This window comes from Streptomyces sp. 2P-4, assembly GCF_030167965.1.
Lineage (GTDB): Bacteria > Actinomycetota > Actinomycetes > Streptomycetales > Streptomycetaceae > Streptomyces > Streptomyces globosus_A.
Window position 1 is genome coordinate 2,241,953 of the sequence record NZ_CP095011.1, and the last position, 25,074, is coordinate 2,267,026.

Annotated in this window: 17 protein-coding genes; 10 read left to right on the forward strand and 7 right to left on the reverse strand. The window is 72.0% G+C overall.

Annotated elements, in window-relative coordinates:
• Positions 1-609: 609 nt before the first annotated feature.
• From MUK52_RS09350 to glgB, 4 genes are all read left to right on the forward strand, one after another.
• A complete protein-coding gene (locus MUK52_RS09350) occupies positions 610-2,604 on the forward strand; it encodes an alpha-1,4-glucan--maltose-1-phosphate maltosyltransferase (RefSeq protein ID WP_284575549.1) in 1,995 nt (664 codons plus the stop codon).
• Positions 2,601-4,295: a maltose alpha-D-glucosyltransferase gene (gene treS / locus MUK52_RS09355; RefSeq protein WP_114054243.1), complete on the forward strand. Its 1,695-nt coding sequence runs from the start codon at positions 2,601-2,603 to the stop codon at positions 4,293-4,295. The genes MUK52_RS09350 and treS overlap by 4 nt, the downstream gene beginning before the upstream one ends.
• Positions 4,296-4,468: 173 nt before the next feature.
• The gene (locus tag MUK52_RS09360) at positions 4,469-5,959 is read left to right on the forward strand and encodes a maltokinase N-terminal cap-like domain-containing protein (RefSeq protein ID WP_114054242.1); all 1,491 of its coding nucleotides are present in this window, start codon (positions 4,469-4,471) and stop codon (positions 5,957-5,959) included.
• The gene (gene glgB, locus MUK52_RS09365; RefSeq protein ID WP_284575550.1) at positions 5,956-8,286 is read left to right on the forward strand and encodes a 1,4-alpha-glucan branching enzyme; all 2,331 of its coding nucleotides are present in this window, start codon (positions 5,956-5,958) and stop codon (positions 8,284-8,286) included. The genes MUK52_RS09360 and glgB overlap by 4 nt, the downstream gene beginning before the upstream one ends.
• Here glgB and MUK52_RS09370 read toward each other — a convergent pair.
• Together MUK52_RS09370 and MUK52_RS09375 are read right to left on the reverse strand one after the other, a co-directional pair.
• Positions 8,283-8,675, reverse strand: a complete 393-nt coding sequence (locus tag MUK52_RS09370; protein WP_342777092.1) for a thioredoxin family protein — start codon at positions 8,673-8,675, stop codon at positions 8,283-8,285. The genes glgB and MUK52_RS09370 overlap by 4 nt on opposite strands.
• 4 nt (positions 8,676-8,679) lie before the next feature.
• Positions 8,680-9,072, reverse strand: a complete 393-nt coding sequence (locus MUK52_RS09375; RefSeq protein ID WP_114054240.1) for a MerR family transcriptional regulator — start codon at positions 9,070-9,072, stop codon at positions 8,680-8,682.
• Positions 9,073-9,398: 326 nt separating this feature from the next.
• Here MUK52_RS09375 and MUK52_RS09380 point away from each other — a divergent pair, with 326 nt between their 5' ends.
• The gene (locus tag MUK52_RS09380; protein ID WP_428985399.1) at positions 9,399-10,082 is read left to right on the forward strand and encodes a helix-turn-helix domain-containing protein; all 684 of its coding nucleotides are present in this window, start codon (positions 9,399-9,401) and stop codon (positions 10,080-10,082) included.
• Between the two features lie 58 nt (positions 10,083-10,140).
• Here the strand turns inward: MUK52_RS09380 and MUK52_RS09385 are convergent, their stop codons facing one another.
• Positions 10,141-11,166: an ATP-dependent 6-phosphofructokinase gene (locus tag MUK52_RS09385; protein WP_284575551.1), complete on the reverse strand. Its 1,026-nt coding sequence runs from the start codon at positions 11,164-11,166 to the stop codon at positions 10,141-10,143.
• A gap of 323 nt (positions 11,167-11,489) precedes the next feature.
• Here MUK52_RS09385 and pta point away from each other — a divergent pair, with 323 nt between their 5' ends.
• From pta to MUK52_RS09410, 5 genes are all read left to right on the forward strand, one after another.
• Positions 11,490-13,574 carry a phosphate acetyltransferase gene (pta, locus tag MUK52_RS09390; RefSeq protein WP_114054237.1) on the forward strand — a complete coding sequence of 695 codons (2,085 nt, stop codon included), beginning with the start codon at positions 11,490-11,492 and terminating at the stop codon, positions 13,572-13,574.
• A 102-nt stretch (positions 13,575-13,676) separates the two neighbouring features.
• Positions 13,677-14,894 (forward strand): acetate kinase, encoded by a 1,218-nt coding sequence (locus tag MUK52_RS09395; protein WP_284575554.1) that lies wholly within the window; start codon positions 13,677-13,679, stop codon positions 14,892-14,894.
• Positions 14,895-14,958: 64 nt separating this feature from the next.
• Positions 14,959-16,389: a pyruvate kinase gene (gene pyk / locus MUK52_RS09400; RefSeq protein ID WP_114054235.1), complete on the forward strand. Its 1,431-nt coding sequence runs from the start codon at positions 14,959-14,961 to the stop codon at positions 16,387-16,389.
• A 302-nt stretch (positions 16,390-16,691) separates the two neighbouring features.
• On the forward strand, positions 16,692-20,489 hold the full coding sequence (locus MUK52_RS09405; protein WP_284575556.1) for a hypothetical protein: 3,798 nt from the start codon (positions 16,692-16,694) through the stop codon (positions 20,487-20,489).
• Entirely contained in the window at positions 20,482-20,826 is a 345-nt protein-coding gene (locus MUK52_RS09410; RefSeq protein ID WP_284575557.1) for a hypothetical protein, read from the forward strand. The genes MUK52_RS09405 and MUK52_RS09410 overlap by 8 nt, the downstream gene beginning before the upstream one ends.
• A gap of 54 nt (positions 20,827-20,880) precedes the next feature.
• On the opposite strand, the gene MUK52_RS09415 is transcribed toward MUK52_RS09410, so the two are convergent.
• The 4 genes from MUK52_RS09415 to MUK52_RS09430 form a co-directional block, all read right to left on the reverse strand.
• Positions 20,881-22,146: a hypothetical protein gene (locus MUK52_RS09415; RefSeq protein ID WP_284575558.1), complete on the reverse strand. Its 1,266-nt coding sequence runs from the start codon at positions 22,144-22,146 to the stop codon at positions 20,881-20,883.
• The gene (locus MUK52_RS09420) at positions 22,136-22,699 is read right to left on the reverse strand and encodes a DUF6114 domain-containing protein (protein WP_284575559.1); all 564 of its coding nucleotides are present in this window, start codon (positions 22,697-22,699) and stop codon (positions 22,136-22,138) included. The genes MUK52_RS09415 and MUK52_RS09420 overlap by 11 nt, the downstream gene beginning before the upstream one ends.
• A gap of 113 nt (positions 22,700-22,812) precedes the next feature.
• Positions 22,813-23,451 carry a DUF6230 family protein gene (locus MUK52_RS09425; RefSeq protein WP_284575561.1) on the reverse strand — a complete coding sequence of 213 codons (639 nt, stop codon included), beginning with the start codon at positions 23,449-23,451 and terminating at the stop codon, positions 22,813-22,815.
• A gap of 594 nt (positions 23,452-24,045) precedes the next feature.
• On the reverse strand, positions 24,046-25,044 hold the full coding sequence (locus MUK52_RS09430) for a tetratricopeptide repeat protein (protein WP_114054231.1): 999 nt from the start codon (positions 25,042-25,044) through the stop codon (positions 24,046-24,048).
• Positions 25,045-25,074 lie beyond the last annotated feature (30 nt).

Consider the following 25,074-nt stretch of genomic DNA (forward strand, 5'->3'; position numbering starts at 1 on the left):
GGGCGGGCCAGGGCGCCCCCGGCCCGGCGGTGCGGAGCTGCGCTGCCGGTGAAATCCCGTACCGTCAAGGCGAGTTGGAGGCGCACGAGGGGCGCAGGCGCGGTGTCCGTGCCACCGGTTCCGGCGGCGGGTGTCCGGCGCTCGTCCACAACGGCCGGAAATCGACGCCGTCGAGGAGGTTTCCGGCCGTCGCACGCCCTTGCGGGATGGGCGGGTTCGGCGGGTTCGCACCAGTCCGGGAGACCACGCAAGTGGCGGTTGTGGCAAGCGTGCCGAGGGACGCGACCGCTGGCCCCAAACGACTTGACGGAGCATCACCTCCCGGTCCGGAGCATGTCGGTCCGGCGTTACGCGCTACGCACGAGTAGTTGACCGGAGGTGCGGATTGGGCCGGGCGAGACTGGGAAGGGCTCCCCGCGTACCTGCACGGCACCCCCCGCCCAGCCCTTCCCCGCCACCCGAGTGAACGCGGACAGGAGCGGCCATGCCCGCAGCGCAGCCGTCTTCCGAACGGCTAGAAACAGAGCGAACAGAGCGTGCACTACCGGTCGGCGTCCCGACCGGCCTGTTGTCACCGAGCCCTGCGAACTGCCCCCAGGTGATCCCATCATGATCGGTCGCATTCCCGTCCTTGACGTCCGCCCCGCCGTCGGCTGCGGTGCCAGACCTGCCAAGGCGGTGGTGGACGAGGTCTTCGAGGTGTCCGCCACCGTGTTCCGCGAGGGCCACGACGCCGTCGCCGCCCACGTCGTGCTCCGCGACCCCAGCGGGCGGCTGCGCCCGCCGGTTGCGATGCGCGAACTCGCCCCCGGCACCGACCGCTGGGGTGCCCGGGTCTCCGCCGACACCGAGGGGCGGTGGACCTACACCGTCGAGGCCTGGAGCGATCCGCTGGCCACCTGGCGGGCCGCCGCCGCGATCAAGGTGCCGGCGGGGATCGACCCCGGCCTGACCCTGCTGGAGGGCGCCGAGCTGTACGAGCGCGCCGCCGCCAGGATCACCAAGCGCGACGGCCGGGCCGACGTGCTCGCCGCGGCGGCCGCCATGCGCGACGAGGACCGGCCGGCGGCCGAGCGGTACGCCGCCGCCCTCGACCCGCTGGCGCAGGCCGCGCTCGCCCGGCGCCCCTACCGGGAGCTCGTCAGCTCCGCGAAGGCCCTGCCGCTGCTCGTGGAGCGCAAGCGGGCCCTCTTCGGCTCCTGGTACGAGATGTTCCCCCGGTCCGAGGGGGCCGTCACCGAGCCCGGCGCCGCGCCGGTGAGCGGCACCTTCCGTACTGCCGCCGAACGGCTGCCCGCCATCGCCGCCATGGGCTTCGACGTCGTCTACCTGCCGCCGATCCACCCCATCGGCACCACCTTCCGCAAGGGGCCGGACAACACGCTTTCGGCCACCCGCCGCGACCCGGGCGTGCCGTGGGCGATCGGCTCCCCCGAGGGCGGCCACGACGCGGTCCACCCCGACCTGGGCACCCTGGAGGACTTCGACGCGTTCGTCGCCCGGGCCGGCGAGCTCGGGCTGGAGATCGCGCTGGACTTCGCCCTCCAGTGCTCCCCCGACCACCCGTGGGTGGAGAAGCACCCCGAGTGGTTCCGGCACCGGCCCGACGGGACGATCGCGTACGCGGAGAACCCGCCGAAGAAGTACCAGGACATCTACCCGGTCCACTTCGACGCCGACATGGCCGGCATCGTCGAGGAGACCGTCCGCATCCTGCGGCACTGGATGGACCACGGCGTCCGCATCTTCCGCGTCGACAACCCGCACACCAAGCCGGTGGTCTTCTGGCAGAAGGTGATCGCGGCGGTCAACCGGACCGACCCGGACGTGATCTTCCTGGCGGAGGCCTTCACCCGACCCGCGATGGTGCACACCCTCGCCGCCGTCGGCTTCCAGCAGTCGTACACGTACTTCACCTGGCGCAACACCAAGGCGGAGCTCACCGAGTACGTCACCGAGCTGGCCGGGGCGCACTGGGCGTCCGTCCTGCGCCCGAACTTCTTCGTGAACACCCCGGACATCCTGCACGCCTACCTCCAGCACGGCGGGCGCCCCGCCTTCGAGGTGCGGGCCGTCCTGGCCGCCACGCTCTCGCCGACCTGGGGCGTCTACGCCGGCTACGAGCTGTGCGAGAACACCCCGCTGCACGAGGGCAGCGAGGAGTACCTGCACTCGGAGAAGTACGAGCTGCGGCCGCGGGACTGGGCGGCCGCCGAGCGCGAGGGCCGCACCATCACCCCCCTGATCACCGCCCTCAACCGGATCCGCCGGGAGAACCCCGCGCTGCAGCAGCTGCGCGACATCCACTTCCATCCGACCGACAACGAACAGGTGATCGCCTATTCGAAGCACGCGGGCGCCAATTCCGTACTGGTGGTCGTCAACCTCGATCCGCACCACACCCAGGAGGCGACGGTCTCGTTGGACATGCCGGTACTCGGCCTCGACTGGCACGGGTCCCTCGCCGTGCGCGACGAGCTCACCGGCGAGACCTATCACTGGGGCAGGGCGAACTACGTGCGCCTGGAACCGGGCCGCGCGCCCGCGCACGTGCTGACCGCTCTGCGACCGTCCCCGCCCACCGGAGGGTCACCCACCACATGATCATCAACGATCCCGTCCACGACACGTTCGAGGACACCCCGGCCAAGGACCGCGACCCCGACTGGTTCAAGCGGGCCGTCTTCTACGAGGTCCTCGTCCGCTCCTTCCACGACAGCAACGGCGACGGGGTCGGGGACCTGAAGGGGCTCACAGCGAAGCTGGACTACCTCCAGTGGCTCGGCGTCGACTGCCTGTGGCTGCCGCCCTTCTTCGCCTCGCCCCTGCGCGACGGCGGCTACGACGTCTCCGACTACACCTCCGTCCTGCCCGAGTTCGGCGACCTCGCCGACTTCGTGGAGTTCGTGGACGCCGCCCACCAGCGGGGCATGCGGGTGATCATCGACTTCGTCATGAACCACACCAGCGACCAGCACGAGTGGTTCCAGCAGTCCCGCAAGGACCCGGACGGGCCCTACGGCGACTACTACATGTGGGCGGACAACGACAAGCAGTACCAGGACGCGCGGATCATCTTCATCGACACCGAGACCTCGAACTGGACGTACGACCCGATCCGCAAGCAGTACTACTGGCACCGCTTCTTCTCCCACCAGCCGGACCTCAACTACGAGAACCCGGCGGTCCAGGAGGAGATCATCTCCGCCCTGCGCTTCTGGCTGGACCTCGGCATCGACGGCTTCCGCCTCGACGCCGTGCCCTACCTGTTCGCGGAGGAGGGCACCAACTGCGAGAACCTCCCCCGCACCCACAGCTTCCTCAAGCGGGTCCGTGCGGAGATCGACGCCCACTACCCGGACACGGTCCTCCTCGCCGAGGCCAACCAGTGGCCCGAGGACGTCGTCGACTACTTCGGCGACTTCTCCTCAGGCGGCGACGAATGCCACATGGCCTTCCACTTCCCCGTCATGCCGCGCATCTTCATGGCGGTGCGCAGGGAGTCCCGCTACCCCGTCTCGGAGATCCTGGCCAAGACCCCGGCGATCCCGGAGCGCTGCCAGTGGGGCATCTTCCTGCGCAACCACGACGAGCTCACCCTCGAAATGGTCACGGACGAAGAGCGCGACTACATGTACGCCGAGTACGCCAAGGACCCGCGGATGCGGGCCAACATCGGCATCCGGCGCCGCCTCGCCCCCCTCCTCGACAACGACCGCAACCAGATGGAGCTGTTCACCGCCCTGCTGCTGTCGCTGCCCGGCTCCCCGGTGCTGTACTACGGCGACGAGATCGGCATGGGCGACAACATCTGGCTCGGCGACCGCGACGGGGTCCGCACCCCCATGCAGTGGACCCCCGACCGCAACGCCGGCTTCTCCTCCTGCGACCCGGGGCGGCTGAACCTGCCGGTCATCATGGACCCCGTCCACGGCTACCAGGTCACCAACGTCGAGGCGGCGATGGCCTCCCCGTCGTCGCTGCTGCACTGGACCCGCCGGATGATCGAGATCCGCAAGGCCAACCCCGCCTTCGGACTCGGCTCGTACACCGAGCTGCCCTCGTCCAACCCCGCGGTCCTCGCGTTCCTCCGCGAGTACGGGGACGACCTGGTCCTCTGCGTGCACAACTTCTCCCGCTTCGCCCAGCCCACCGAGCTGGACCTGCAGTCGTTCAACAAGCGGGTCCCGGTCGAGCTCATCGGCGACGTGCGCTTCCCGCCGATCGGCGAGTGGCCGTACCTCCTCACCCTCGCCGGGCACGGCTTCTACTGGTTCCGCCTGCGCACCGAGTAGCCGCGCGCGCCGCCGCCGCGGCGCGCGCACCGCAGGGGCGGGAACCGAACGGGTCAACGGCCCGCCCCCCGTAGGGACCATCTCGGCCCGACACTCTCCCACCACCGGACAGCAACCCTCGCCATCCGGGACACTCTGCGCATTCTGTGACGGCCCGGGGAAAGGACGACGCCATGTCGGAGGCAGCATCCGCCCGGAGCCGCCACAGCAGTCCGGCCGCCGTCCCGCTCGGGCCGCTCGAACCCATGCTGCGCGCCTGGCTGCCCCGGCAGCGCTGGTTCGCCGGCAAGGGCCGGGCGATCACCCGGCTGCGGCTGGTCTCCGCCGTCGAGCTGCTGCCGCCCGGCAGCACGCCCGGCCTGCTGCACCTGCTCGTCGGCGTCGACTGCGCAGACGGCACCGCGGACTGCTACCAGCTCCTGCTCGGCGTGCGGCCCGCACCGCTGCCGCCCGGCCTCGCCCCCGCCCTCATCGGCCACGCCGAGCGCGGCCCGTACGCCGGCCACGCCGTGTACGAGGGGCTCGGCGACCCGCGGCTCGCCGCGCTCCTGCTGGAACGGTTGCGCGCCCCCGGCAGCCACGGGCCGCTGCGCTTCGACCGGGACCCGGACGCCCCCATCCCCGCCGACCCGGCCCCGCGGCCGCTGTCCGGCGAACAGACCAACTCCTCCCTCATCTACGGGGATTCGCACATCCTGAAGGTGTTCCGGCGGGTCTGGCCCGGCACCAACCCCGACCTCGAACTGCCCCGGGCCCTCGCCTCCGCCGGCTGCGCCCGGGTCCCCGCCCCGGTGGCCTGGTACGAGGCCGAACTGCCCGCAGGCCCGCCCGGCGGCCACCGCACCGCCGAGCCGCTGACCCTGGGCGTGCTCCAGCCGTACCTGCGCGGCTCCGAGGACGGCTGGCAGCTCGCACTGCGCCGGCTCGCCGCGGGCGCCGACTTCACCGCCGAGGCCCACGCCCTGGGCCGGGCCACCGCCGAGGTCCACAGCGCGCTCGCCGCGGCCCTGCCCACCGTCGCCCTCGGCCCCGCGCAGGCGGCCCGGCTCGCCGCCGGCATGACGGCCCGGCTGGCCGCGACCGTCCGCGAGGTCCCCGCCCTCCAGCCCTTCGAGGACGGGCTGCGCGGCGCCTTCGACGCCCTGGCCGCCTCCCGCGGCGCCGGCGTACCCGCCCAGCGCATCCACGGCGACCTCCACCTCGGCCAGACCCTGCGCACCGCCGACGGCAGCTGGGCCCTGATCGACTTCGAGGGCGAGCCGGCCCGCCCGCTCGCCGACCGCCGCCGCCCCGAGCCCGCCGTGCGCGACATCGCCGGAATGCTCCGCTCCTTCGACTACGCGGCCCGCTCGCACCGCCCCTTCGCCCCTGCCTGGGCGGACGCCTGCCGGGCCGCGTTCTGCGAGGGCTACGCCCGCACCACCGGCCGCGACCCGCGCGAGGACCCCGTCCTGCTGCGCGCGTACGAGACCGACAAGGCGGTGTACGAGGCCCGCTACGAGTCCCGGCACCGCCCCGACTGGCTGCACGTCCCCATGGCCGCGATCCGCCGGCTCGCCGAGCGGGAGCGCCCCGCCCGCCGCATGCCGCACCCGTCCCCGCCGCCGCCCGGCTCCGCCGCCCCCCACCCCCACCCGAAGCCCCCGAGGAGGCCGCTCGCGTGAGCGCCGCACGACAGCCGTCACCGACCGTCCGCGAGGAAGCCGCAGCACCGCCCGCAGCAGCGGCGGCCCCCGCCCCGCCGGAACCCGCCCGCGCGGCGCGCCCGGCCCGCACCCCCCGCACCCCCGGGGCCCGCCGGGCCGCACCGGCCCGCGGCGTGCAGCCCGCACCGGCGCTCGACGCCGGGGAGCGGGACCGGCTGCTCCAGGGCCGCCACCACGACCCGCACGCGGTGCTGGGCGCCCACGCCCAGCGGGGCGGGGTGGTGTTCCGGGTGCTGCGGCCGTACGCCAAGGCCGTCACCGTCGTGGCCAAGGGGCTGCGCGCAGAGCTCCACTCCGACGGCGACGGCCTCTTCTCCGGGCTCCTCCCCCTCGGCGAGGTTCCCGACTACCGGCTGCTGGTCGCCTACGACGGCACCGAGACCGAGGTCCACGACCCCTACCGGTTCCTGCCCGCGCTCGGCGACTTCGACCTGCACCTGATCGGCGAGGGCCGGCACGAGGAGCTGTGGACGGCGCTCGGCGCCCGCCCCATGGAGCACCAGGGCGTCGCCGGCACCCGCTTCACCGTGTGGGCGCCCAACGCCCAGGGGGTCCGCGTCACCGGCGACTTCTCCTACTGGAACCCGGTCGCCCAGCCGATGCGCTCCCTCGGCTCGTCCGGCGTGTGGGAGCTGTTCCTGCCGGGCGTCGGCGAGGGGGCCCTGTACAAGTACGAGATCGCCGGGCCCGACGGCGGCCACACGCTGCGCGCCGACCCGATGGCGCAGCACGCGGAGGTCCCGCCGGCCACCGCCTCCGTGGTCACCGCCTCCCGCCACGTCTGGGGCGATGCGGAGTGGATGGCCTCGCGCGGGCGGCGCCCGGTGCACCAGGCCCCGTTCTCGGTGTACGAGGTGCACCTGCCGTCGTGGCGGCCGGGGCTGTCGTACCGGGAGCTGGCCGAGCAGCTCCCGCCGTACGTCAAGGAGCTGGGCTTCACGCACGTGGAGCTGATGCCGGTCGCCGAGCACCCCTTCGGCGGCTCGTGGGGCTACCAGGTGACCGGCTACTACGCGCCGACCTCGCGGATGGGCGGCCCGGACGACTTCCGGGCGCTGGTGGACGCGCTGCACCAGGCCGGGATCGGGGTGATCCTCGACTGGGTGCCGGCGCACTTCCCGCGCGACGAGTGGGCGCTCGCCCGGTTCGACGGGCGGCCCCTGTACGAGCACGAGGACCCGCGGCGGGCGGAGCACCCGGACTGGGGGACGCTGGAGTTCGACTACGGGCGCAAGGAGGTCCGCAACTTCCTCGTCGCCAACGCGGTGTACTGGTGCCAGGAGTTCCACGTCGACGGGCTGCGGGTCGACGCGGTCGCGTCGATGCTGTACCTGGACTACTCGCGCGGCGAAGGCGAGTGGGCGCCGAACGAGCACGGCGGGCGGGAGAACTGGGACGCCGTCGCGATGCTCCAGGAGATGAACGCGACGGTGTACCGGCGCTGCCCCGGGGTCGTGACGATCGCGGAGGAGTCCACCGCCTGGAACGGGGTGACGCGGCCCACCGACTCCGGCGGCCTCGGCTTCGGCCTGAAGTGGAACATGGGCTGGATGCACGACACGCTGCGGTACGTCTCGAAGGAGCCGGTGCACCGCAAGTACCACCACCACGACATGACCTTCGGGATGGTGTACGCGTACAGCGAGAACTACGTGCTGCCCATCTCGCACGACGAGGTGGTGCACGGCAAGCAGGCGCTGGTGTCGAAGATGCCGGGCGACTGGTGGCAGCAGCGGGCGGGGCACCGGGCCTACCTCGGCTACATGTGGGCGCACCCCGGCAAGCAGCTGCTGTTCATGGGGCAGGAGTTCGCCCAGGGCGCCGAGTGGTCGGAGGCGCACGGCCCGGACTGGTGGCTGCTGGACCCGGCCTACTCGGCGGCCGGGGACCACCAGGGCGTGCGGACGCTGGTGCGCGACCTGAACCGGGAGTACGCCGCGGCGCCCGCGCTGTGGGAGCGGGACAGTGTCCCGGAGGGCTTCGCGTGGGTGGAGTCGGACGCCGCGGACGACAACGTCTTCGCGTTCCTGCGGTACGCGCACGACGGCTCGCCGCTGCTGTGCGTGTCGAACTTCTCGCCGGTGGTGCGGCACGGCTACCGGCTCGGCGTCCCGGAGGAGGTGCCTGCCTGGCGGGAGGTCCTCAACACGGACCTGCCGGAGTACGGCGGCAGCGGCCTGCGCCACACAGGGCCGCTGCTGCCCGAGCGGGTGCCGGCGCAGGGCCGCCCGGCGAGCCTGGTCCTGACCCTCCCGCCGCTGGCGACGGTCTGGTTCCGCCCCTAGGCCGTGGCCGCCTGCTCCAGGACGCCGTCGAGCTGCTGGAGCAGGCGGCGCTTGGCACGGGCGCCGACGATCTGCAGGACGGGCTCCCCGCCGCGGAAGACCAGCATGGTCGGCGCGGACAGCACCCCGTACCGGACGACGGTGGAGGGGTTGCGGTCCGTGTCGATCTGCACGACCTTCAGGCGGTGGCCCTCCTCGGCGGCGAGGGCGGACAGCACGGGTGCGAGCTGCCGGCAGGGGCCGCACCAGTCGGCGGTGAACTCCACCAGGACGGGGCGTTCCCGCTCGCCCACCACCTCCTCCTCGAAGTCCGCGTCCGTCACCTGGGCCACACCTGCGGCTCGTGTCACCGCTTTCTCCTTCCTCTTCGTCTTCGTCTTCGTCTTCACCGGGTCAGGGCGTGCTCTCGCAGCGCGGGACGGCCTCCGGGCCCGCAGCGCGCTCGGCTTCGGCGAGCTGCCGGGCCACCTGGTCGCGTACGTCGGCCAGCCGGCCGATGAGGCCGTCGAGTTCGGCGAGCTTGCGCCGGTAGACGGCCAGGGAGGCGGGGCAGGCGTCGCCGGCCGGGTGGCCGGCGCGCAGGCACTCGACGAACGGGCGGGTCTCCTCCAGGTCGAAGCCGAAGTCCTGGAGGGTGCGGATCTGGCGCAGCAGCCGCAGGTCGTCCTCGTCATAGGTGCGGTAGCCGTTGGGCGCCCTCCTGGAGGAGAGCAGTCCGCGCGACTCGTAGTACCGCAGGGTCCGTGTGCTGGTGCCGGCCAGCTCCGCCAGTTCGCCGATGCGCATGGCCCGACGCTATTCCCTGACGCGGGCGTCAAGGCAAGGACTCCGGTGCGGGGCCCTCGCCACCCCCGTCGGCGAGGGCCCCGTAGGGATCACGCACGGGAGGGGCGCGCGGTTCGCGGCGGAGTGCGGCGGATCCGTGAAGATCAGGAGGAGGCCCCTCCGGTCGGCTGGCCGGAACCTTACGCTGGAACGCAGGCCCAACAGGCGTCCGATTACCGGACAGTCGCCTGAAATCCGGACCAAACCCCCGAACTCCATAGGACTTTCCTACGAGTTGTTGGCTTGTTTGAACAGTCTGTAGTCGCCGGGGCCCGGCCGCTCCTACCGTGTGCCCTGTGCAATCCAGCCCACCCTTCAATGCCCCCGCCGCGCGGCGCCTGCGCGCGGCCCTGGGCATGGCGCCCGGCCACGTCTCCTACGGCCTGCGCGCCCAGTACGGACTGATCGTCGAGCCGGAGACGGTGATGGCCTGGGAGCGCGGCGAGCTCACGCCGACGGCCGCCGAGCTCACGGCCCTGGCCGGCGTGCTGTGGTGCTCGCCCGGCGAACTGCTGTCCGAGCCGGTGACCCTGCGGGAGCACCGGATGGCCCGCGGCATGTCCCCGGACGAGCTGGCCCGGCGGATCGGGCTCGACACGGGCTCGTACCGGAAGATGGAGGACGCCGGCCGCTGGAAGGGCAACGAGCGGCAGTCGGTGGCCCTGGCCCAGGTCCTCGGTCTGACACTGGCCCAGTTCATCGCCGCGACCGGCAAGCAGGAGGAGCTCGCGGAGATCCTGCGCAGCGCGGTCACCACGCGCTGGCAGGCCCACGCCAAGCCGCTGGCCAAGCTGCTGCCGGTGCCGCGGGAGCACCTGGAGCCCGTACTGGAGCGGCTGCACGCCGACTACCAGTCCGCCATGGTCGCCACCCTCGGATGGGGCGGCGCCGGCGGGGCGGGCGACGGCGGGCGGGAGTTCCTCGCCGGCATCGTGGACCGCTTCTGGGCGTACGCGTCCGGTACGCGGTGACCCGCCGGCCCCGGGGAGCCGGGGCCGACGGGTGGCGGGCGGCGGGTGGCGGCCCGCGTCAGAAGACGGACTCGGCCTCGGACATGCGGTGCTCGGGGACGGTCTTCAGCTCCGCGACGGCCGCCGCGAGCGGGGCCATCACGATCTCCGTGCCGCGCAGGGCGGTCATGTTGCCGAAGTCCCCGCGGTGGACGGCCTCCACGGCGTGCCAGCCGAAGCGGGTCGCCAGCACCCGGTCGTACGCGGTGGGGACGCCGCCGCGCTGGACGTGGCCGAGGATGACCGGGCGGGCCTCCTTCCCGAGGCGGTTCTCCAGCTCGACGGCGAGCCGGTTGCCGATGCCGGCGAAGCGCTCGTGGCCGTACTGGTCGATCTCGCCCCGCTCGTACGGCATGGAGCCGGCGGCCGGGTGGGCCCCCTCGGCGACGCAGACGACGGCGAACTTCTTGCCCCGCGAGAAGCGCTCCTCCACCATCTTCACCAGGTCGTCGACCTGGAAGGGCCGCTCGGGCAGGCAGATGCCGTGCGCGCCGCCGGCCATGCCGGACTCCAGGGCGATCCAGCCCGCGTGCCGGCCCATGACCTCGACGACCATGACGCGCTGGTGGGACTCGGCGGTGGTCTTGAGGCGGTCCATGGCCTCGGTGGCGACGGTGACGGCGGTGTCGAAGCCGAAGGTGCGGTCCGTGGCGGAGATGTCGTTGTCGATAGTCTTCGGAACGCCGACGACCGGCATCCCGGCGTCGGCCAGCATCCGGGAGGCGGTCAGGGTGCCCTCGCCGCCGATCGGGATGAGCGCGTCGAGGCCGTACCGGCGGGCGAGCTCGTTGGCGTTCTCGGCGGCCTCGTGCAGGCGGGCGCGCTCCATGCGGGCCGAGCCGAGGATGGTGCCGCCGCGGGCGAGGATGCCGCTGACGGCGTTGATGTCGAGGGGGCGGTAGTGGCCGTCCAGCAGGCCCTTGAAGCCGTCCTCGAAGCCGATGACCTCGTCCCCGTGCCCCACCAGGGCACGGTGGACGACCGACCGGATGACGGCGTTCAGGCCGGGGCAGTCGCCTCCCGCTGTGAGGACTCCGATGCGCATCGCCTTGTGTCTCCTGCTCCTGGTCGTCTGCTCCTGGTCGTCCCCCGGCCGTGCGTCGCGTACGGGCGGACGGCCGTGCCCGTGGAGGGCGTCATCGTGCGGCTTGTCCGATTGTTCCACGCGGGCGGGGCCGGGCGCGTGCTGCGCCGCCCCGCCCCGCAGCCCCCGGCGGACGCCGCACCGGCGCCTCTTCCCAGGCGGCGCCCTATCCATCCGCAGAGGTATTGTCAAGAGGGCAAGCCCACCCTATCGGGGGAATTCGACGGAGATCCGCAGGCGGCTGCCACAGCCCTGCCGCGGCGCACGAGGGACGGAGAGCACGCGTGACGCGCAGCGTGTACGTGACCGGTATCGACCGGAGCGACGGCCGCCAGGTCGTCGAGCTGGGGATCATGGAACTGCTGACGCGCCAGACGGCGCGGGTCGGCGTCTACCGGCCGCTCCTGCACGACGCGCCGGACCGGCTCTTCGAACTGCTCCGCTCCCGCTACCGGATCGACCAGGACGCCTCGACCGCGTACGGCATGGAGTACCGCGAGGCCTCCGCGGTCCTGGCCGAGAAGGGCACCGACGAGCTGGTCTCCCGGCTCGTCGACCGCTTCCACCGGGCGGCCCGGGACTACGAGGTGATGCTCGTCCTCGGCACCGACTACGCCGAGACGAACCTCCCCGACGAACTGGCCCTCAACGCCCGCCTCGCGAACGAGCTCGGCGCGGTCGTCGTACCCGTCGTCGGCGGCACCCGGCGCGCCGCCGACGAGGTCCGCGCCGAGGCCCGCAACGCCTACCGGGCGTACGAGAGCCTGGGCTGCGAGGTCGTGGCGATGGTGGTCAACCGGGTGGCCGCCGAGGACCGGGACGCCATCGCCGAACGGCTGGCCGCCCGCCTGCCCGTGCCCTGCTACGTCCTGCCCGACGACAAGTCGCTGGCCGCGCCGACGGTCGCCCAGATCACCCGGGCGCTCGGCGGCGAGGTGCTCCTCGGCGACGACGCCGGGCTGGCCCGCGACGCGCTCGACTTCGTCTTCGGCGGTGCGATGCTGCCGAACTTCCTCGGCGCCCTGACGCCCGGCTGCCTCGTCGTCACCCCCGGCGACCGCTCCGACCTGGTCATCGGCGCGCTCGCCGCGCACTCCTCCGGCACCCCGCCGATCGCCGGCGTCCTGCTCACCCTGAACGAGCGGCCCGGCCCCGACGTGCTCGCCCTCGCCTCGAAGCTCGCGCCGGGCACCCCCGTGGTGTCGGTGGCCGGCAACAGCTTCCCGACCGCCGCCGAGCTGTTCGAGCTCCAGAGCCGGCTGAACTCCGCGACCCCGCGCAAGCTGGAGACCGCGCTCGGCCTGTTCGAACGGCACGTGGACACCGCCGAGCTGCGCGGACTGCTGTCGGTGGCCCGCTCCGAGCGCGTCACGCCGATGATGTTCGAACACGAGCTGCTGGAGCGGGCGCGCGCCGACCGCCGCCGCGTCGTACTGCCGGAGGGCACCGAGGAGCGCGTCCTGCGCGCCGCCGACGTGCTGCTGCGCCGCGGGGTCTGCGACCTGACCCTGCTGGGCGAGGAGCAGGCGATCCTGAAGCGGGCCGCCGACCTCGGCGTGGACGTGTCGGGGGCGCAGCTCATCGACCCGGCCGCCTCCCCGCTGCGGGAGCGCTTCGCCGAGTTCTACGCGCAGGCACGCGCCCACAAGGGCATGACGGTCGAGCTCGCGGCCGACGTGGTGACGGACGCCAACTACTTCGGCACGCTGATGGTCCAGCAGGGGCTGGCCGACGGCATGGTGTCGGGGTCGGTGCACTCGACCGCCGCGACCATCCGCCCCGCCTTCGAGATCATCAAGACGAAGCCGGAGGCGGCGATCGTCTCCTCCGTCTTCTTCATGTGCCTGGCCGACCAGGTGCTGGTGTACGGCGACTGCGCGGTCAACCCGGACCCGGACGCCGAGCAGCTCGCCGACATCGCCATCCAGTCCGCGGCGACCGCGGCGGCCTTCGGCGTCGAGCCGCGGATCGCCATGCTCTCGTACTCGACGGGCACCTCCGGCCGCGGCGCGGACGTCGACAAGGTCCGCAAGGCCACCGAGATCGTCCGGGCCCGGCGCCCCGACCTGGCCGTCGAGGGGCCCATCCAGTACGACGCCGCCGTCGAGCCGTCGGTCGCCGCGACGAAGCTGCCCGGGTCGGAGGTCGCCGGCCGGGCGACCGTGCTGATCTTCCCCGACCTCAACACCGGCAACAACACGTACAAGGCCGTGCAGCGCTCGGCGGGCGCCGTCGCGGTCGGCCCGGTCCTCCAGGGCCTGCGCAAGCCGGTGAACGACCTCTCGCGCGGCGCGCTCGTCCAGGACATCGTCACGACCGTCGCGATCACCGCCATCCAGGCGCAGGGGTCCGCGGTGCCGACGGCCTGACCGCACGCCCGCTCCTCCGCCCCGCCCGCCGCTCCCCAGCCCCCGCCCGCCGCTCCTGCTCCGCCGCTCCTGCTCCGCCGCTCCCGAAGGAAAGCTCCCCACGTGACCACCGCATCCCGCGTCCTCGTCCTCAACTCCGGCTCCTCGTCGGTGAAGTACCAGCTGCTCGACATGGCCGGCCCGACCCGGCTCGCCGCCGGCCTCGTGGAGCGGATCGGGGAGGGAACCTCCCGGCTGGTCCACGAGCCGCTGGCCGGACCGGCCGCCGGGGGCGGCAGGCGCGAGCGGACCGGGGCGATCGGCGACCACCGGGAGGCGCTGGAGGCGGTCGCCGCGGAGCTCGCCGCCGACGGGACGGGCCTGGACTCCCCCGAGCTGGCGGCCGTCGGGCACCGCGTGGTGCACGGCGGGACCCGCTTCACCGAGCCGACCGTGATCGACGACGAGGTACTGGCGGAGATCCGCAGCCTGATCCCGCTGGCCCCGCTGCACAACCCGGCGAACGTCACGGGCATCGAGGTGGCGCGCGCCCTGCGGGCGGACGTCCCGCAGGTGGCGGTCTTCGACACGGCCTTCCACGCGACGATGCCGGAGCACGCGGCCCGCTACGCGATCGACGCGGCGACGGCGGACCGGTACGCGATCCGCCGGTACGGCTTCCACGGCACCTCGCACGCGTACGTGTCGCGGGCCGCGGCCGAGCTCCTCGGCCGGCCGGTCGCGGACGTCAACGTGATCGTGCTGCACCTGGGCAACGGCGCCTCGGCGTCGGCGGTGCGCGGCGGGGTGTGCGTGGAGACGTCGATGGGCCTGACGCCGCTGGAGGGCCTGGTCATGGGCACCCGTTCGGGCGATCTGGACCCGGCGGTGGTCTTCCACCTGGCACGGGTGGGGGGCCTGTCGGTGGACGAGATCGACTCGCTCCTGAACAAGAAGAGCGGTCTGCTGGGGCTGTGCGGCGACAACGACATGCGCGAGGTGCTGCGGCGGGCGGGCGACGGCGACGAGTCGGCGCGGCTCGCGTTCGCGGCGTACGTCCACCGGCTGAAGAAGTACGTCGGCGCGTACACCGCGGTGCTCGGCCGGGTGGACGCGCTCGTGTTCACCGCCGGGGTCGGCGAGAACGCCCACCAGGTGCGCCAGGCCGTGGTGGACGGCCTGGCGGGGCTCGGCCTGGCCGTGGACCCGCAGGCCAACGCCGTACGGTCGCCTGAGCCGCGGGTGGTCTCCCCGGCGGGCGCCCGCGTGGCGGTGGCCGTGGTCCCGACGGACGAGGAGCTGGAGATCGCGAGGCAGGCCTACGCGCTGGTAGCTCGGTAGCGTGTCTTGGACCTTCCACCAGACGGAATATTCCGCTACGAAACAAACCGATAGGATCCGCTCCATGCGCCGTTCCAAAATCGTCTGCACGCTGGGCCCCGCCGTCGACTCCTATGAGCAGCTGAAAGCGCTCATGGAGGCCGGTATGAACGTGGCCCGTTTCAACTTCAGCCACGGGTCCCAGGCAGAGCACCAGGAGCGGTACGACCGCGTCCGCAAGGTGTCCGAGGACACCGGGCGGGCGGTCGGCGTCCTCGCCGACCTCCAGGGCCCCAAGATCCGCCTGGAGACCTTCGCCGAGGGCCCGGTCGAGCTGGTGCGCGGTGACGAGTTCACCATCACCACCGAGGACGTCCCGGGCGACAAGTCCGTCTGCGGCACCACGTACAAGGGGCTGCCGGGCGACGTCGCCAAGGGCGACCAGGTCCTGATCAACGACGGCAACGTCGAGCTGCGCGTGATCGAGGTCGACGGCCCGCGGGTGCGGACCATCGTCATCGAGGGCGGCGTGATCTCCGACCACAAGGGCATCAACCTGCCGGGTGCGGCCGTCAACGTCCCCGCCCTGTCGGAGAAGGACGTCGACGACCTGCGCTTCGCGCTGCGGATGGGCTGCGACATGGTCGCCCTGTCCTTCGTCCGCGACGCCGACGACGTCAAGGACGTCCACCGCGTGATGGACGAGGAGGGCCGCCGGGTCCCCGTCATCGCCAAGGTGGAGAAGCCGCAGGCGGTGGAGAACATGGAGGCCGTCGTCGCGGCCTTCGACGCGGTCATGGTGGCCCGCGGCGACCTGGCGGTCGAGTACCCCCTCGAAAAGGTCCCGATGGTCCAGAAGCGGCTCATCGAGATGTGCCGCCGCAACGCCAAGCCGGTGATCGTCGCGACCCAGATGATGGAGTCGATGATCACCAACTCCCGCCCGACCCGCGCCGAGGCCTCCGACGTGGCCAACGCGATCCTCGACGGCGCCGACGCGGTCATGCTGTCGGCGGAGTCCTCGGTGGGCGCCTACCCGATCGAGACCGTCAAGACGATGTCGAAGATCGTCGCGGCGGCCGAGGAGGAGCTGCTCGCCAAGGGCCTGCAGCCGCTGGTCCCGGGCAAGAAGCCGCGTACGCAGGGCGGCTCGGTCGCCCGCGCGGCCTGCGAGATCGCCGACTTCCTCGACGGGAAGGCGCTGGTCGCCTTCACGCAGTCCGGCGACACCGCCCGCCGCCTCTCGCGCTACCGCGCGGTCCAGCCGATCGTCGCGTTCACCACGGACGTCAACACCCGCAACCAGCTCACGCTGAGCTGGGGCGTCGACTCGTACGTCGTCCCGCACGTGGACACCACCGACGCCATGGTCGACCTGGTGGACTCCGAGATGGTCAAGCTCGGCCGCTACAACGCCGGCGACACGATGATCATCACGGCGGGCTCCCCGCCCGGCGTCCCCGGCACGACGAACATGGTCCGAGTCCACCACCTGGGCGGCCCGAACCTGGCCTGACGCACACCGAGGGCGGCACCCCAAACCCCCGACAGGGGCCCGGGGGCGCCGCCCTCGGCGTTTCCCGCCTCAACGACTACTGGTCAGTAATTTCGACCGAAACCCTCCTACCGACGGTAACTCGATCATGAAAGCCTCGAGGTGCCTTGGGGGAAGGCAAACGGGGGCGCACAGTCAACTGTGCACATGGGGGATTCACCACCTCTGCCGCGCGGCGTGCTGTCATTCACGGCGCCACGAAATCGTCGCAGCGCCTTCCTGCAGGGCTGACCAAGAACCCTGAAGACAGGACAGGCAGGCACGTGCAACGAACCACGCTCTTACCGTGTAGGAGTCGCACTTCCCGCGACGCCCTGCGGCGCGGGCTGACAGGCACCGCACTACTCACCGCTTCCGCGGTCCTGGTTGGGCTCATCCAGGCTGCACCCGCAGGCGCCGTCGAGATCCCGCCGGACACCGAACCTCCGTACCGCCCGATCAGTCTCGGCGAACAGGCTCGGATCGACCGCTGCGCAGCCGGTTTCGCCCTGCACATCGGCGGTCCGGAGATGAAGAAGACGGCGGCCAAGGCCCTCACCGGGACCCCCGCCGAACTGGCCGCCGCGACCGATCCACTGATGGGCATGCACCCGCTGAACGAGGCGCGGATCAAGGACCGCGACTCATACGAGGGCTCCCCCGTGGCCTCTGCCGAGCGGCGCGAGCGCTGGGAGAAGTCGAACTACACGTACTGGAAGTCCGGCACCGGCGCAGGCATCCCGCAGTACGCCCCGCAGTTCGACAAAGACGTCGTCGCCTTCACCCTGGGCCCGCAGCGGGACCTGTACAACCAACTGGGCTCCGACGGCCACGCGGTGCCCTCGAGGACCGCCCTCGACAGGGCGAAGGCACTCGCTGCCGAGCTCAAGGGCAAGGACGAGAACCACGACTTCGTCACCGACTGGATGCTGAAGAACGCGTCGAGCAGCAACTACCGCTCCCCCACAGCGAGCGACATCGCCCGCTACCTGCGGCTCGGCGGCTACCTGCCCAAGGCCCCAACCGAGGGCTCGGCCGAATTCCGTCTGGAGGTCGAGGCGCTGAAGGTCGCCTGGGGCGCCTGCGACAGCCGCAACCCCGACGACTACTACCGCGTGATGTCGCCGATCGTCGTGACGGCACACCTGGAGTGGGAGCAGGAGTACGCGTCCCAGGCCACCCCGCGTGCCGAAATCGTCAACGCTGAGGTCGCCGCAGCAGTCGAGGTCCGCAAGTCCACCGAGGCGATGATCGAGGCGTTGGGTCAGGCATGGCTCGCCGACCAGATCCTGACATGGCAGAGGTACTGGGCCGGCCAGCCCGTCGACGACTCCGGCCGCCCCGCGGCCGCCGTCTTCGCTCAGGCCGACAAGGACTTGGCCGGGGCCCGCGCAAAGGCCGCCGAACAGGCAAAGGTCGCGGAGGCCGCCTCAGCGGCGGCCAAGACAGTATCCGCCAAGGCTCACACTGCGCAGAACACCGCATGGGCGATTGCCGACGCGGCTAAGGCTCCGCGCGGCCGAGGTCTGCTGTTCGCACAGCAGTCCGTCCAGGTCGCCAAAGCGTCGGCGGCAGCGGCAGAGGCCGCAGCGAAGGCCGCGACGACCGCGGCGAACGCCGCCAAGGCAACAGTCGCGGACAGCAAGACCCTGTACGCAATGGCTCAGACCCAGTCACACGCCCTGAACACGGAGTTCCGCCGAGTCGCCGCCGAGGAGGCCGCAGCACAGGCCAAGGCTGCCGCCGCGTCGGCAGCGGCCCAGGCGAAGGAAGCGGCTGACAACGCCACCAAGGCCCGGGCCGCGCGGGCCACGGCCGAGGCGGCGCAGGAAACCGCCCGCAAGGCCGCCGAGACGGCCAAGACCGAGCGGGCAAAGGCCGAAAAGGAAAAGGCAACCGCCGCCAAGGCGCGGCAGACTGCCGCCGCCGAACGTGCCAAGGCCCAGGCCGCCGAGAAGCGCGCCGCCACTGAACGCGAGACTGCAGCCCGCGCACGGACAGAGGCCGAGAGCCAGGCGAAGACCGCGGACGATCAGCTCGGCCTCGCTCTGGCTGCCGGAGGCAAGGCCGCCAAGGCGCGTGAAAAGGCAGAGGCGGCAGAGGTGGAGAAGAACGCCACCGCCTCGCGCGCCGCCGCTCTGGAAGCGGCCGCCGCTGCGGCTGCAGGCACCCCCGCGGCCGCTGAGACCCGGGAGGCTGCGACCGCGGCACGCACCGCCGCGAACACAGCGGCAGGGGCGGCGTTTCGCGCCCGTGCGGATGCCGACAACGCGACGACGGCCGCGCACAGTGCTCGAGCCGCCTCCAGCCGCGCCGATGGGGCTGCGGAACGGGCCAAGGCGTCTTCGGACAAGGCCTGGGCTGCGTACCAGACCAGCAACTCCGCCGCCGCGACCGCGCACGCTGCGGCTGCCGACGCCATCGACGCGGCCGAGGCCGCCTCGGTGAACGCCACGAAGGCCGAAGCCGAAGCGAAGAAGGCACAGGGCGCATCACTCCAGGCCACCAAGAACGCGACCGCAGCGCGGGCGGAGGCGCTCAAGACGGCCGCGTGGTCGGCCATCACCGCCGGCCACGCCTACGCCACCGCCCAGGCGGCCTCGGCCGCCCGGGACTCAGCGGCCCAAGCTGTGCAGCCGGCCAACACGGCCATCGCGATGGGCACGCCTTACCGCGAAACCGATACGGCAGCCGCCTTCGCCATCCTGGTCGGCCAGTCGGCCAAGAGCCACGCCGAACAGCAGGCGGCGGCCGCCACCGCCAAGGCCGATGAGGCCACCAAGGCCGCTGCCACCGCCAAGGCGCTCGCCGACAAGGCATCTGGCGATGTCAAGCGCGCCGCCCAGGCAGCAGCTGCCGCCGCGGCCGACACCGCCGCCGCACAGAAGTCCGCGGCCAGCGCCCGGACCTCGGCGGCCAAGGCGACTGTGGACGCCGAGGCCGCCAAGCAGGCGGACGACAAGACGAAGGAGTACAACGCGCAGGCCGGCACGGACGCGCTTTTCGCGCGCAGCGCCGCCAAGGACGCCGCCAATGAAGCACTCGGCGCCAACAACGAGGCCACAGAGGCCGAGAAAAGCGCCGCCGGCGCCCGTGCCTCCGCCGACGCCGCCACCCGTGATGCGAGCTCGGCGGACACGGCTGCCACCCGGTCAGAGGCGGCCGCGACCGCTGCCGAGACAGCCGCAGCGAACGCCGTCCAAGACGCGCAGGACGCCGAGGCAGCTGCAGCACGCGCCGAGGAGGAGTACCGCAAGGAGCAGGAAGAAGCCCGCAAGGCAATCGTCGAGGCTCCCAAGCCTGACACCGGCGCGGACCTCTCGCAGGACGAAGAGGCCCTGCTGCTGGCGAACTGCGGTCAGTCGTGCGTCGACGAGTTCCGCGCGGCCAAGGAACTCGCGGGTAAGGACGTCCTCGACTGGGTGATCGAGATCGGCGGGCAGATCCTGCTCGACGAACTCGGCTACACGGATGCCAAAAAGTGCTTCACACAGCGTGACGTTGAGAGCTGCCTGTGGACCCTGGTCAACGTCGTAATGGTCGGCGTGGCAGTGTCGAAGATCCCTGCCGTCGCCAAGGTGATCTACAAGGTCGGCAAGGGCGTCGCCACCTTCCTGGACGGCCTTGAACTCTCCAGGAACACCTTGGAGCGGATGCGTAGGCTCCTGGAGACCCTCAAAAAGGGCCAGCCCGCGGCGGGATGCCTAATAGCTGCGGTTGAGGACGCCCCCACTAAGGCAGTCTTCAAGAATACGCCGTCCGCCGCGACCGCAGCCGACCCGAAAATCTGCGTGAGGTCGCTGATCGGGACAAGCGGATTCTTCTACAAGATGATGGTGAAGTCCGCCAAGAACCAGCAGGTGGCCCAGGACTTCAAGGCTCTTGAGGCCAAGCTCGCCGCAGGAAATGTACAAGCGGGAATCGGCGCCTCCGCCCTCAGCGGAGGCATCCGTTACATGCGAGCCAGGAACGGCGGGAGACTGTTCTTCCGTGAGGTCGACGGCGCCTACGAGATCGTCGCCATGAGCGATAAGGCCAACGAGCCGGCCGTCATCAAGAAACTACAGGAGATCTATGGCTGACAATCCGCTCCACGTTGTCGATACGGACCGGTTCTCGATCACGTACATCCTCGGTCTGGACGACGACCCCGGCACCGTCGAGAACACCGATGCGATCGTCACCGCTCCCGACGGCACGCGCTGGACTGCCACGCTTCTGACGTACCGCGAGGTCGCCAGGGTCATGGACCGCTGGTCGACCACCGGCGAATGCGCCGACGGCTCGTACTTCCAGGTTCGGGATCTGGTGATCGTCCGCGAGCCCGGAGTGGACTCCATGACCAGAGCGCTGGTGGACATCTTCGACGAGTACGGGATGGACACCGACGTCCTGCCGAAGTTCATCGCCGAGCCCTGAAGGCGCGGCCGAGGCCCGATCCTGCGGGAGGAGCGGGCCTCGGCCGCGTGCGGGCTAACCCTCCGGCGGGCCGATGTAGTTCTTCAGGCCCGGGACGGTCAGGGTGCCGCCGAACTGGCCGGCCTGGACGACCTTGACGTTCGTGAAGAACGCGAAGGGGACGTTCAGGGGCGGCGGGCTGTCCGGGGAGAACTCGATCGGGATGATCCCGAACAGGTTGCCCTTCAGGCTCTCCGTGTACATCGTCACCTCGCCGCCGCGGATCTTGGAGGTGGAGCCGGGGCGGGACTTCAGGTGGGCGGTGTTCGCGCCCTTGCCGACGGTCTGGTAGAGGTCCTTGATGTCCAGCGAGTCCGCGGTGAACTTCAGGACCTTCTTGGTCTTCCCGCTCGCCGTCTTCACCTCGACGATGCCCTGGTAGTCCAGGCCGTAGAGGGTCAGCAGCGAACTGTCCAGGTACCAGGGCTCGTCCGGCAGGAGCGGGATGCCCGGCTCCAGCTTCGCGTTGGCCAGGGCCTCCGGGTCGCGGGTCGGGCACGGGAAGGGCTGCTTGCCGTCCGGGTCGGCCGACGCGTCCGGCTTCGCAGCGTCCTCGTCGTCGCCGTCCTTCTTCGCGCCCGTCTCGTCCTTCGGCTTGGTGGCGGTGTCCTTGACGTCCTGGGACAGCTCCGTGACACCGGCGCCGACCTTCTTCGCCGCCTCGCGGATGGCGTCGGCCGCGGGGTCCGGCGCCGGCTTGGCCGGAGTCGTCGGGGCCGGGGCGGACGGGGTCGGGGCCGCGGGCGTCGGGGTTGCCGACGGCTGCGGGCGCAGGGAGCCGAAGAGGTCCTTGACCTTGCCGCCGATGTCCAGGGGGTCCAGCGGGTTCACCGTGGCGGACGCGGATGCCGACGGGGCGGGTGCGGCCGGCGGGGTCGTGGCCGCCTGCCCGGGCCGCGCGTCGGTGGACGGCTTGGCGGCGGACGGCTTGGGTGCCGGCGGGGTCGGGCCGGGCTTGGGGGCGGCGGAGGAGCCGGGGGACGCGCTCGGCTCGGGGCTCTTCGAGGGGCTCGGGGAGGCCGACTCCGCGGGTTCGTCGGACCGCGTCACGCACGGGCCGGGGGCGAAGGGGATCTCCTTGTCGTCGGCCACCGCCAGCTTGGGGGCGATGCCCATCCCGACGAACACGGCCGTCGGCATGGCCGCCAGGGCCATGGTCCTGCCGACGGGTATCTGGATCTTGTTCAGCAGCGACTTGCGGGGCGCGGCGTGCCGCGGCCCCCTTCTCTCACGGGACTCTTCGCTCGGGACCGTGCCCCGCTGCGTCTCGTCACCCCGCACTGTTCCTCCCGCCGTCGGCGTGGGCAGTGGTCTCGGTCGCGTACTCCGTTTCCGTTCCGTACGGGGCGGGGACGCTCTGCGGCCCGATCCGCGGGGCCTGGGCCCTGACGGCGGCACCCGCCGCGCCGGCCTCCTCGTCCGCGGGGATCCCCGGCGCCCAGGACAGTGCCAGCGCGCCGCCGACCATCGCGAAGATGAAGCCGACGAAGAAGCCGCCGAGGTTGGAGACCGGCAGCGACACCAGGGCCAGCAGGATCGCGGCGACGCCGGCGAAGACGCGGACGCCCTGCTGGAACCACAGCGTCAGGCCGAGCGTGACGAGCAGGACGCCGATGATCAGCGAGCCCGAGCCTGTCGTCGTCGCCATCGCGATGGTGACGTTGCCGAGCCGCATGTCCGCGTACGGGAAGTAGACGATCGGAATACCGCCGAGGAGCGTGAACAGCCCGGCCCAGAAGGGTCGGCGACCGCTCCAGGCGTGGAAGCGGTAGTACACCGCGGTGAGCCAAGCGTCATCGGCGGCGCGTTCGTAGACCGGGGCCTGGGGGGTCATGGACAACAGCTCCCTGGAAACGGTGGTACGGAGAACTCTGTGGAGCCCCGACGGGCGGTCGGCCGCTGCGTGCGCCGCCGCCGACCGCCCTGCCGGTCACACTCCGGGACGGGCTACTTCTCGTCCTGGTAGCACGGCTGGTCGCCGCCCATGAGGCGCAGCTTCAGGTCGGGCAGCTTGAAGGTGCCCGCCGTCGTCGCCCACGCCTTCTGGCGGACCTTGGTCAGGACCGCCTTGTCGGCGCGCTGCGAGAACGCGTACTTGTTGGTGACCGTGCCGGCCTGCGGCTTGGTCTTGTGGCTCTCGTCGCCGACCGCGACGCCGATGTCGAGGTTCGTGAACTCGGCGTCGGTGTCGAGCTCCGCGACGTCCAGGTAGATGTTGTCCGCGACGGCCGGCTTGCCCTTGTGGCCGGTGCGGAGCTGGAGCGTGATGTTGCCGAGCGGGGTCGGCGTGACCAGCGACTGGCACATGTTGGTGATCTCGGCGTGGCTGAACCCGGAGATGGTGACCGGGTGGTGCGCCGGGTTGCCCTTGAGGTCGTGCCCCTCGGCGATGCCGCCGTACTGGATCAGGTTGTCACCGTCCAGCTTGTCGGCCGTGACCTTGAAGTCCTGGCCGGAGACGGCGAAGGACGCCGCCAGGGCGCCCTGGGACAGGCCCACGCCGACCGCGGCAGTGGCCGCGATGCTCGGCACCATGACGAGCGCGAAGCGCTTCCATCTGGTCCCGCCACGAACCTGAGAACTCATTTCGTTCCTCCTTCTCGGACGTACATCTCCGGTCCGGGCAGCGCCCGACCTGGGATGGGAGAAGTGCTACGTCCTCGGGAAGGAGCGCAGGCGGCCGTACCGCGGCCGTACCGCGTCCGGTGCACCGGCGTTCACCCCCGAGCGACAACCACTGGCCGCGCGTTCGCGCGGCCTGGAGGACAGGCTCCGCCGGGTGCGGCGAAGACCCCCCTGTCCCGCGGACGGTGCCGCTGCACCGGCCGGCCCGGTGGGGACCCTGCCCCCGCGGCGCCGCGTGCGGCTCTGCGGGGAAGGACCGAGCGTCGCCGATCGTGGTGCATTCCCGGCCGGGGCACAAGAGGGTTCGTTACTGGCGGGTAACGCCGAGATAACCGGGGTTTGGCGCGGCGCTGCCGGGTGGCGACGCAGGGTGCCACCCATGGCCCCGGCAGATCGGGGGATTCCCCAACACTCCGGACAGTTCACGGAGGGAGACTTACTGCGAGTAACAGCGGCCGCGTTTGCCAAGTTTTGGCAAAGCGCGGCCGCTGTTCGTCTCCGTGTCAACAAATCCCCGGCCGGTCCGCGACGGCACGGCCGGGGGGTGCGGGCCGCCTAGAACAGCACCCGCGCGAGGGCCGCGCGCGCCTGACCCACCCGGGGGTCGTCCGCGCCGATGACCTCGAACAGCTCCAGCAGCCGGACCCGTACGGCGTCCCGGTCGGCGCCGGCGGTGACGCGCACGGTGTCGATGAGGCGGCCGAAGGCGTCCTCGACGTGCCCGCCGACGAGGTCGAGGTCCGCGGCCGCGATCTGGGCCTGCGGGTCGGCCGGGTTCTCGGCGGCGGCGCGGCGCACCGCCTGCGGGTCGGCGCTCTGGACGCGGGCCAGGAGCTCGGCCTGCGCGAGGCCCAGCCGGGCCTCGGTGTTGGCCGGGTCGTCGGAGAGCACGTTCTTGTACGCCTGGATCGCGCCGGGCAGGTCGCCCGCGTCGAGGGCGGTGACGGCCGCCTCCAGCAGCGCGTCGTGCGGGCCGGCCGGAGCCGCCGCCGGGGCGGATCCCGCCGGGGCGCCGCCCTCGGCGGCCGGGTCGACCTGGAGGCCGATGATGCCGAAGCGCTCCTCGGCGACCTGGACGAGCTGGGCCAGGGTGGCGCGGATCTCCTGCTCGGGGGCGACGCCCTGGAACAGCGGCAGCACCTGCCCGGCAACCACCGCGAACACTGCGGGGATGCCCTGGATGCCGAACTGCTGCATCAGCATCTGGTTGGCGTCGACGTCGACCTTGGCCATGACGAGGCGGCCGTTCGCCTCGACGACGAGGCGCTCCAGCAGCGGGCTGAGCTGCTTGCAGGGCTGGCACCACTCGGCCCAGAAGTCCAGGACGACCGGGACCTCGGAGGAGAGCTGGAGGACGTCGCGTTCGAAGCCGGCCTCGTCGACGTCGGTCACGAGGGCCGACGGCGGCACCGCGCCCGGGGCGGGGGCGCCGCCCTGCGCGGCCTGCCGGGCCGCTTCGGCGCGCGCCTGCTCGGCCTTCGCCTTGGCCTCGGCGGCCGCCTTCACCGCGGCGAGGTCGACGACGCCGCTCATGGACATGTTTCTGGGCTGCATGCGTACATCCTCCCCCGTGCGCGCGTGCCG